This window comes from Clostridium sp. D53t1_180928_C8 (assembly GCF_015667795.1).
GTDB lineage: Bacteria > Bacillota > Clostridia > Clostridiales > Clostridiaceae > Clostridium.
The window spans coordinates 143749-154744 of record NZ_JADPEL010000007.1; the positions used below are offsets into that span (position 1 = coordinate 143749).

7 protein-coding genes are annotated in these 10996 nt (G+C 25.4%); 6 read left to right on the forward strand and 1 reads right to left on the reverse strand.

Features of this window, described 5'->3' with window-relative positions; translation table 11 throughout:
- Window positions 1–37 precede the first annotated feature (37 nt).
- Window positions 38–937, reverse strand: coding sequence for an AraC family transcriptional regulator (locus I4V51_RS07290; RefSeq protein WP_195987663.1), 900 nt, complete (start codon window positions 935–937; stop codon window positions 38–40).
- Between the two features lie 139 nt (window positions 938–1076).
- Here I4V51_RS07290 and I4V51_RS07295 point away from each other — a divergent pair, with 139 nt between their 5' ends.
- The 6 genes from I4V51_RS07295 (at window position 1077) to I4V51_RS07320 (ending at window position 10845) form a co-directional block, all read left to right on the forward strand.
- Complete coding sequence (locus I4V51_RS07295; protein WP_195987664.1) at window positions 1077–3413, forward strand: glycoside hydrolase family 31 protein; 2337 nt, start codon at window positions 1077–1079, stop codon at window positions 3411–3413.
- A gap of 219 nt (window positions 3414–3632) precedes the next feature.
- Window positions 3633–6758 (forward strand): SNF2-related protein, encoded by a 3126-nt coding sequence (locus I4V51_RS07300; RefSeq protein WP_195987665.1) that lies wholly within the window; start codon window positions 3633–3635, stop codon window positions 6756–6758.
- 151 nt (window positions 6759–6909) lie between these two features.
- Window positions 6910–7950: a M42 family metallopeptidase gene (locus tag I4V51_RS07305; RefSeq protein WP_195987666.1), complete on the forward strand. Its 1041-nt coding sequence runs from the start codon at window positions 6910–6912 to the stop codon at window positions 7948–7950.
- A 148-nt stretch (window positions 7951–8098) separates the two neighbouring features.
- On the forward strand, window positions 8099–8899 hold the full coding sequence (locus tag I4V51_RS07310; RefSeq protein WP_195987667.1) for an ElyC/SanA/YdcF family protein: 801 nt from the start codon (window positions 8099–8101) through the stop codon (window positions 8897–8899).
- A gap of 23 nt (window positions 8900–8922) precedes the next feature.
- Complete coding sequence (locus I4V51_RS07315) at window positions 8923–9816, forward strand: DMT family transporter (protein WP_195987668.1); 894 nt, start codon at window positions 8923–8925, stop codon at window positions 9814–9816.
- Between the two features lie 93 nt (window positions 9817–9909).
- Complete coding sequence (locus I4V51_RS07320) at window positions 9910–10845, forward strand: IS1 family transposase (RefSeq protein ID WP_195987669.1); 936 nt, start codon at window positions 9910–9912, stop codon at window positions 10843–10845.
- Window positions 10846–10996 lie beyond the last annotated feature (151 nt).

Sequence of the window (10996 nt, forward strand, 5' to 3'; positions counted from 1 at the left end):
AATGTATGTTATGTATTAATACAACTCTTTAATCTTATTATTTATTAATATGGCAATTTATATTTCTAAACTCTTTAGGTGTTAAATTATATTTTCTTTTAAATAACTTATTAAAATATGATAAATTATCAAAGCCAACCTCTAAAGAAATATCCATTATTGGGTTATTAGTAGATGTTAATAAAATAGATGATTTTTCAAGTCTTAAATTATTAATATACTGTATACAAGTTAATCCAATATGTTTTTTGAAAAAACGCATAAAGTGATATTCGCTATATTCACAAAGTTCAGATAAAGTATTTATAGAAATATCTTCAGAATAATGTTCATTTATATAGTTTAAAGCTAATTTAATTTTATCAGTATTACTAATTGTTATAGGATTTTTATTTTTTTGTTTTTCTATTAAATTGTTTTTATAGAGTAATGAAAAAAATTTAAAAAGCAAGGATTTTAACTCAAGCTCATAAGCTATATCTTTTTCATAATAACAATATATTATATTTTCAATAACATTAAATATTTTTTTATAACACTCAATATTATCCTTTATAATTATTGGTAATTCATGTTCATGATTTAATAACGGAGCAATATATTTAAGTAAGGTACCATCTGTATCAGAACTTTTAAGCATGTTTATATTAAATACAAAAGAGGCCCAAGTCATAGTTTTATCCAAAATAGATGTGAAAGAATGTATCTTTTGTGGACCAACTATTAAAATATCACCTTTATTTATAATAAATGAATTTAAATCAACTCTATAATCACAGCTTCCATCTAAAACTATAATAACTTCAACTTCTTCATGCCAATGAGTTGCAATTGAAGGAAAGCTTTGACTAAGTGTACCTTTATAAATTGAAAAGGGGAGTATAAAGTCTCCATGTGTAGCATTTTCTTTTAAGTTTATAAAATTTAAATTATCCATATAATCTCCTAGTGTAGCAGTATTGTTATATAAAATGTTTGTATATTGCAAGTATTATACTTCTTTTAATAATATAATAACATTATAATTACATTTTTAAAATGAAATGTTTTATAAGTGAATAAAAGGGGATTATATTATGTTTGGGAAGATACTAAATTATGAAGTTGAGAAAAATAAAGTTTTAGTAAATTATGAAAATATTCAATGTACAGTAACTTTAGTAAATGAAAGAGTTATTAATTTCTTTTTGCCATTACATAGAAAAGAGAGAAATTCTAAGGCGGTTGAAAACGTATTAGATAATGAAGCTCAATTTGAAGTTAAATACATTAATGAATTTTTAAATATAAAAACACAAGTTTTAAGTATTAATATTTATGATGATTTTAAAGTTGATATATATGATCTAAATGGTAAGATTTTATGTAGAGATTATAGAGGTAAAAGGGAACCTTTTAGAAGATTAGGTGCTAATTCTACTTTAGCAGCAGAAGAGGGACATAAGCTAGAGGGGCATGAAGAATATAAAGTATATGTATCTAAGATTATGGAAGAAGATATGTATTTTTATGGACTTGGAGAAAGAACAGGTTCATTAAATAAAAAGGGATATCATTACAGAAATTGGAATACTGATGATCCTACTCCGCATGGTGAAACATATGCACAGTTATATAAATCAATACCTTTTTTAATTACATTAAAAGATGAGGATGCATCAGGTATTTTCTTTGATAATCACTTTGAAAGTCATTTTGATATGGGAAAAGAAAATTCTAATTATTACTATTTTGGTGCAATGGAAGGAAATATAGATTATTATTTTATATATGGGCCTACAATTAAAGAAGTTGTTAATGAATACACTAACCTAACTGGAAAAACTCCATTACCGCAATTATGGACACTTGGATATCAGCAATGTAGATGGTCTTATGCACCGCAAGAAAGAACTATGGAAATTGCAAAATCTTTTAGAGAAAAAGATATTCCGTGTGATACTATTTATTTAGATATTGATTATATGGATGGATTTAGAGTTTTTACATGGGATAATGAAAAGTTTGAAAATCCAAAAGAGTTTTTAGATGAATTAAAAGAAATGGGCTTTAAGGTAGTTACAATTATTGACCCAGGAGTTAAGGTGGATAAAGGCTATAAGATTTATGATGAAGGCTTAAAAGAAGGACATTTTGCAACTGATAAAGATGGGATAGTTTATAAAAATTGCGTTTGGCCAGGGGATTCTGTTTTTCCAGATTTTATGAATTCTAAAACAAGAGAATGGTGGGCTGGAAATCAAAAAATAATGATGGACTTAGGTGTTGCAGGAATATGGAATGATATGAATGAGCCAGCTAGTTTTAATGGACCATTACCTGATGATGTTATGTTTAATAATGATGGAACTTTAGTTACTCATAAGGAAATTCATAATGTTTATGGACATATGATGGATAAAGCTACTTATGAAGGAATTAAGAAAGTTACAAATAAGAGACCATTTGTAGTAACGAGAGCTTGTTATGCAGGAACCCAAAAATATGCTACAGTTTGGACTGGTGATAATCAAAGTACATGGGAACATTTAAGAATGTCATTACCTATGTTAATGAATTTAGGTTTAAGTGGAATGTCATTCTGTGGTACTGATGTAGGTGGATTTGGACATGATTGCACTCCAGAGCTTTTAAGTAGATGGGTACAAGTTGGAGCATTTACGCCATTGTTTAGAAATCACTCAACTATTGGTAGTAGAGAGCAAGAACCATGGGCTTTTGATAAAACTACAGAAGATATAAATAGAAAGTATATTAAATTAAGGTATAAGTTAATTCCATATTTGTACGATATGATGTATAAATGTGAAAATAGTGGAGAACCAATAATAAGACCTTTATTATTTAATTACCAAAATGATAAAAAGACTTATGAAATAAATGATGAGTTCAGTTTTGGAGATAGTATTTTAGTAGCTCCTGTTGTAGAGCAAGGTGCAAGGCATAGATTAGTTTATTTGCCTGAGGGAAATAATTGGATTGATTATTGGACAGGTGAAGAACATAAAGGGGGCCAATATATAATTAAAGAAGCACCTTTAGATATTTGTCCAATATTTATAAAATCTTTATCTATAATACCAACAGGTAAAGAACAAAACTATATTGGAGAAACTAGTGATGATACATTAACATTAAATATATATTTAGGTAAAGAGTCTGGAGAAATCACATACAATCATATATTAGATGATGGTGAAAGCTTTGAATATAGAGAGGGTAAATTAAATGAATATACCATTAGATTAGTTGCTAAAGAAGATATAAGAATAGAATTAAAAGAAAATATAGGATATTTGAAAAAATATAAAAATATAAAAATAATTTTTAATAATTTAGAGCATACTAAAAAAGTATTCTTCAATGATAAAATAATTGAAGTTAAAGAAAATGAGTTTTTAGTAGGAGTGTAAAATAACAAAGTTAATCTTACAATCTCAAATTTAGATTGTAATTTTATAAATTTCCACCTTAAATTCAAATATAAAGTAGATTCATAACAAATGGCGTATGAACTGCTTTATATTTTTTTGTTTTAAATTAATAAAGTAATAGGGCTATTATTTCTATTAACGTTAATTAAAACTTGTGATATAATAATTTAATTAATTAGATGATAATGAGGTGAAAAGGTGAATTTAAAGAAATTATTAGATAGTGTATTAGCCTTAGGATCTAATATTAGTATAAAAGAAGGAAAATATATTTATAAGAATAGATTAGTATCAAACTTAACTAGTAAAAAGATTAATGATATTTATCATATATATTCAAGAGTTACAGAAGAGGATAATAGCAAGACATATAGTTGTCATATTAAGTATAATTTGAAAACTGAAAAGGTGTTAGGGGCAACGTGTACATGTAGTACCTATGAAGAGTTTTCTAAGCATAAGCATAATTATATTTGTAAACATATTATTGCAAGTATATTTTATTTTTATATTGTAGCTAAAAATAGGATAAAGAAAATAGTAAAAGAAAATCCTATAGCAACTAAGAATAAAGAAAATAACATGGGGTTTGAAAAGAAATTATTAAATTTAGATTTAGATATTAAAAGAAGCGATACAAATGAGTTTGATGTTCAAATTAGGATAGGAGAAAATAGTACTTACTTAGTACCTAAAATTAGTGAATTTTTAAAATGTAAAGAAGTAAAAGGACATTTAAGAATTAATGGAGAGTTTTTATATAACTCTACGTCTATGATATTTACTGAACAGGATGAAAGACTTTTAAATTATATACATATTAATTTAAATAATTTTAAACTTGTTGAAGGAAAGACTTTAAGAATAAGTGAAGCTTATATAGAGGAGTTATTGAAGCTAATAAGTGACAATAAAAAGGTTAAATTAAATTATAATTATATAAATTATGAAAGTTATATTATAAAAGATGATATACCATTATCTTTTACTGTAAAACTTGACTTAGATAAAATAATATTAACAACTAAAAAGAAGCTACCAATTCCTTTAAATGATAACTTTACTGTGTTTTTAAATGATAGAAAAATTTATTTACCAACTGAAAATCAAGTGAAAAATTATAAAATAATATATAGTAAATTAAAGCAAGAAGGGAAAATAGAATATCCTAAAAATGAAATTTCTATAGTTAGTTTATTTAAATTATTAAGTAACATAAGTAATGATATATTACTTGGAGATGGTATAAAGCATCTTTGTAGAAATTGTTATAAGATTAAATCCTTATTTAAAAATGAAAATAATGATATTAAATGTAAAGTTACTATTGATTACTTTGGAAAAATAATAAATATATTAGATAAAAATGTTGAATGTTTCTTAAGGGACAATTATTTTGAAGAAGAAATTGCAATGAAGCTTGAGAGATATAGATTTATAAAAAAGGGAACAGAATTTATATTTATTGGTGATGATGAAGAACGCTATGATTTTTTAACTAATGGAATACAGTTTTTTAAAAGTTTTTCTAGATTAGAATTTTCAAAAAGCTTTAATGATGCCTCTCTTATTAGAAGTAGCGATATTCACGCTATATTTGAAGGGGAAGGAGATAATCTTACATTTAAATATGATATAGATGGTATAGATTATAGTGAGTATGCAAAAATACTACAAAGCTTAAATGAAGACAGAGATTTTTATAAGACTAAAAAAGGAAGAATACTAGATTTAAGAGATTTGGGAATAAATAATTTTTTTAATATTATTGATAATCTTATGTATAGTGAAGAAATATATGATGGTACATTGGATGTTGATAAAAGTAAAGCTTTGTTTATAGAAGATAGTATAAAAAATAATAATTTAATATTTATAAGAGGAGCAGAGGTTTTAAATGTTATTTCTAAAAAACTTGAAAGTAGAGCTATAGAAGAGGTCAATGGGATAGAAGGATTAAATGGCATATTAAGAAGTTATCAGCTTATTGGTGTAAACTATTTGCTATCACTAAGTGAAATGAGTTTTGGTGGAATATTAGCTGATGAAATGGGACTAGGAAAAACCATTCAGATAATTGCATTTTTATTATATAAGAAGGGTAAAAAGTCATTAGTAGTTACTCCTACATCTCTTATATATAACTGGAAGGAAGAGTTTGAAAAATTTGCACCTGACTTAAAAATTGGAATTATTCATGGAAGTAAGAGTATTAGAAATAAGATATTAGAAAATAAAGAGGAGTATGATATTCTTATAACTACTTATGGAACTATTAAAAATGATATAGATTTTTATAAAAGTGAAGTTTTTGATTATTGTATAATAGATGAAGCTCAAAATATAAAGAATCCAAAGGCTAAAAATACTAAGATTATAAAAGAAATAAAAGCAAAAGTGAAATTTGCATTAACAGGAACTCCAATAGAAAATTCATTAATTGAATTATGGTCAATATTTGATTTTATAATGCCAGGATATTTGTTTGATGAAAAGAAGTTTAAGCAAAAGTTTGTTAATAGAAGTGAAAGAGAAATTGAAGAATTAAAATCTTTAATAAATCCATTTATACTAAGAAGATTAAAAAGAGATGTTATAAAAGAACTTCCTGAAAAGATTGAAAAGAAATATTATGTTCCAATGACGACAGAACAAAAATTGGCATATAGAAATTATATGAAGGAAGTAAAGCTAAAGCTAAAAACTGGAGAAGATGATAATATAACTATTTTTTCTTACTTAACAAGATTAAGACAGATATGTCAAGATCCTATATTAGTTAATAAAGATTATACTGGTGATAGTGGAAAGCTTAATGTTGCATTAGAAATAATAGAAGAAGTTATAAAAGAACATAATAAAATATTAGTTTTCTCTCAATTTACTTCAGTGTTGAAAAAGATAGAAGAGGAATTAAATAAAAGAAATATAGTTAGCAAATATTTAGATGGGTCTACTAGCGCAAAAGAAAGAATAAGACTTGTATCAGATTTTAATGAAAGTAAAGAGTCTGGTGTTTTCTTGATTTCTTTAAAGGCTGGAGGAACAGGTCTTAATTTAACATCAGCTAAATTTGTTATGCATATGGATCCATGGTGGAATCCTGCAATAGAAGATCAAGCAACAGATAGGGCGCATAGAATTGGACAAAAAAATGTTGTAGAAGTTATTAAGCTTATTGCAAAGGATACAATTGAAGAAAAAGTTGTACAGCTCCAAGAAGAGAAAAGAGAAATAATAAATAGTGTTATGAGTGATGATAATTTAAATATAAATAATATCTCTAAACTGACTAATGAAGAAATACTAGAATTGTTTAAATAGAAAAAAATAGGTAGTTAGATTAAAAAAACAGTGGTAAACAGCAGTTTGCCACTTAATTTATATTTTGCATCTAATAAATTAAGTTATTATGATATAATAGAATAAAAATACAATTAAAGTATTAATAGACAATTATAAGATGGAGGATAAAATGAGTAAAGAATTTAGTATTGATAGAGAATTTTTATTAAAAATAGCAAAAGAAATATTGGAGTTTAATAGTCCAACAGGGTTTTGTTTTGAAATAATGGATAGAATAGAAGAAATAATTAAGTCTTTTGGATATAAATTTGAAAGAAATAATAAAGGCTGTGGAATTATAACAATTGAAGGAGAAAGTTCAGAGAAAACAATAGGACTATGTGCTCATGTAGATACTTTAGGGGCTATGGTAAGATCGATAACACCTAGTGGAAGCTTAAAATTCACAGTGCTTGGAGGACCTATTTTACCTACTTTAGATGCTGAATATTGTAAAATAAGAACTAGAGATGGAAAAGAGTATTCAGGAACATTCTTAAGTACAAGTCCAGCAGCTCATGTTTTTGTAGATAGTAAATCAAAGGCTAGAGATGAGAAAAACATGGAAGTTAGAATAGATGAAGTAGTTAAATCTAAGGATGATGTTTTAGAATTAGGAATTGCACCAGGAGATTTTATATTTATTGATCCAAAGACTACTATAACTGAAAGTGGATTTATTAAATCAAGATTTATAGATGATAAAGGTAGTGTTGCATCAATAATTGCTTTATTAGAAATGATGCATAGAGAAAATTTAAAACCTAAATATACTGTGAAAATTATTATATCAACATATGAAGAAGTTGGTCATGGTTCTGCAGCTATTCCACAAGATATAACAGAAATGATTGCTGTTGATATGGGGTGTATTGGAGATGATTTATCTTGTACAGAGTATGATGTATCAATTTGTGCTAAGGACTCTAGCGGACCTTATGACTATAATATGACTACAGAGCTAATTAATTTAGCTAAGGATAATAAATTAGGTTATGCTGTAGATATTTATCCAATGTATGGATCAGATGTAAGTGCTGCATTAAGGGCAGGAAATGATATAAGGGGAGCGCTTATTGGACCAGGAGTTCATGCATCACATGGTATGGAAAGAACGCATGTAAATGCACTTGAAAATACAATTAAGTTATTAGCTTTATATTTAATATAAGTAAGATATAAAAAAGTACGCTTTAATAATTATTTTTTTATTTATAAGAAAATAGCACTTACTAAGGTTAATAATCTTAGTAGGTGCTATTATTTATAATTTATAAAAATATCTTTATTAAAGACAACTTGAATAAGGAGAGAAAAAAATGGGGTTAAATGATATTGCTAATAATATTAATTTGTTAGCAGATTTTTGTGGAAAAAGAGATATAAATAAATTATCAAAACAAGAGTTAATTAAGAGTTATGGCATATCAGAGGCTGATGTTTTGATTTTATTTGGAGGAACTATATTAGAAGGCTGTAATGTTGCTGCAAATGCAATGTTAGATGGGCTTGCAAAAAAACTTATACTTGTAGGTGGGGAAGGACATACTACAGAAAGTTTAAGAAAATTTATAAAAAAAGAATGTCCTGAAATTAAAACAGAAAATAAAACAGAAGCTGTTTTAATGGGAGAATATTTAAATTTAAAATATAATATAAAAAATTATTATTTAGAAAATAAATCTACTAACTGTGGTAATAATGTCACATATGTTCTAGAGTTGTTAAAGCAAAATAAAATTAAATCAGATAATGCTATAATTATTCAAGATTCTACTATGCAACATAGGATGGATGCTGTGTTTAGAAAGTATGATAATAATATAAATATAATTAATTATGCAGCTTACAAGGTTAAGATTATAGTGAAAAATAGCAAATTAGTATTTGATAAAGAAGATGTTTTAGGAATGTGGGATATGGAAAGATATATATCGCTACTTATGGGAGAAATACCAAGATTATATGATGATGAAAATGGATATGGCCCAAATGGAACAGGATATATTGCACATGTTGATATTCCCCAGAATGTATTAAGCGCATTTGAAAATCTTAAATTAGAGTATGGAGATCTTGTTAGGGTTGCAAATCCATTATATGCATCAAATAGAAGTTAAATAATAAAGGGGGAGAATTATATATGAAGAAAAATACGTTATATTATTTTATAGCAGTTTTTGTGGTTTTTATATGGAGTATAACATTTATATCTACAAAAGTATTACTTAAAAGTTTAAGTCCTATAGAAATAATGTTCTATAGATATGTTATAGCATATATAACATTGATAATAGTTTATCCTAAAATACATAAAAGTAGTGGCTTAAAAGAAGAACTTTTATTTTTAGGGTCTGGTTTATTTGGGGGAACAATTTATTTTTTAGCAGAGAATTATGCTTTGAAGTTTTCACTAGCATCAAATGTAGGATTATTAGTTGCTGCAGCACCATTACTTACGGCAATTACAGCATATTTATTTATGAAGGAAGAAAAGGTTAATAGTGGATGGTATTTAGGTGCATTAGTGGCATTTTTAGGTGTATTCTTAGTAATGTTTAATGGGAAATTTATACTAAAGCTAAATCCAATAGGAGATTTTTTAGCAATATTAGCAGCATTATCTTGGGCGATTTATAGTTTAATAATTAAAGCAATTGGAGCAAAATATAGCGGTATATATATTACTAGAAAAGTTTTCTTTTATTCTATATTAACTATGATACCAGTGTTATTCGTCACGGATTTTAAATGGAATAATGAGATATTATTTGATAAAAGTATAATTTTTAATATATTATTTTTAGGAATATTAGCGTCTTCTATATGTTTTGTATTGTGGAATAAAGTAATACTAAAAATTGGAGCTATTAAATCTAATAATTTTATATATTTAATTCCTTTAATAACAATGATATCTTCTGCAATAATGTTAGATGAACCAATAAAATTAATTTCAGTAATTGGAGGGTTATTAATTATTTTTGGAGTTTATATTTCAGAAAATAAGAATAATAAAGAAATAGTGAAAAGTTAAGTAGAAATAAATTAAAAATAAATTTAAAAAAAGATAATATAATTAAATGTTTAAAAGTATTTTCATTTGTTAATAATTGCAAGTGGTGATAATATGAATAACGTTTATGATATATTAATAAAAGATTCAAGTGAAAAAATATTAAATGATATTGACTTTAGAATTTGGAAAAATAATAATTCTAAAGTCAATATCATAGATAAATGTCCATACTGTGAAAGTGAAAATATTATTAAATATGGAATTTATAAAAAAAATCAGAGATATAAATGCAAGGACGAGAGCTGTGGAAGAACTTTTACTAGTGAATTTTATAATCAATTTAGATATTCTAAGAAATTTAAAGATAAGTATGAAGAATATTTTGAGCTTTTAAATAAGGGACTTACTATAAGAGAGTGTGCTACTAAATTAAATATTAGCATTGTAACAGCATTTTTCTGGAGACATCGCTTTTTATATGATATAAAAAGTAAAAATTATATTGATAAAATAACTTCTCATGTAGAATTAACTAAAATGGTAGTTCGTGAAAATTTTAAGGGATCAAGAGAAGTTTATAAGAAAGAAAGAGATAATATTGTAGTTATAAATGCAGTAAATAACTATCTGGATATAATACCTATTTTTGCAGCAAGAAACTTTTTAGGTTTTTATGAAATTAGAGATAATATTATTCCAAGATTGGATAAGAAGGCATATGTTGTTGGATTAATTGATGGAAGGCTTAAAATATTTGCTAAAGCATTTAATGAAATAAACAAGGTAAAAATTAATAAGATTGAAGAGAAGGCTATTGATATAAAATATTCAATTAAGGCTGTAAGTTGGCTTAGTAAATTTAGAGGTGTAGCTACTAAATATTTAGATCATTACTTAAGCTTGCGATTATTTGAGTATAAGAATAATTTTGAAGATAGAAATGATTTATCTTTAATTGAAAAAACAAAAAATAAGTCATTGATGAAAGCTGAAATAAATACATATATTTCTTGGAAAAATATAAAATCAAAAATATTATTAATATAGTAGGTTTCTAAGAAAAGTTAAAGTTATTGAATTTTTATAAATTATTTTTTTATGATTGTCCATTATTTAATATTAATAATGGTTTATTAGTTATGTTTAAATTTTAAGTATAACTAATAAAATGTTATATTTTTCAATTTTAAAATGAGAT

Excerpts from the sequence above, each read along its gene's own strand:
- I4V51_RS07290 (WP_195987663.1), bottom strand. The coding sequence starts at position 937 with ATGGATAATTTAAATTTTATAAACTTAAAAGAAAATGCTACACATGGA.
- I4V51_RS07295 (WP_195987664.1), top strand. The coding sequence starts at position 1,077 with ATGTTTGGGAAGATACTAAATTATGAAGTTGAGAAAAATAAAGTTTTA.
- I4V51_RS07305 (WP_195987666.1), top strand. The coding sequence starts at position 6,910 with ATGAGTAAAGAATTTAGTATTGATAGAGAATTTTTATTAAAAATAGCA.
- I4V51_RS07310 (WP_195987667.1), top strand. The coding sequence starts at position 8,099 with ATGGGGTTAAATGATATTGCTAATAATATTAATTTGTTAGCAGATTTT.
- I4V51_RS07315 (WP_195987668.1), top strand. The coding sequence starts at position 8,923 with ATGAAGAAAAATACGTTATATTATTTTATAGCAGTTTTTGTGGTTTTT.
- I4V51_RS07320 (WP_195987669.1), top strand. The coding sequence starts at position 9,910 with ATGAATAACGTTTATGATATATTAATAAAAGATTCAAGTGAAAAAATA.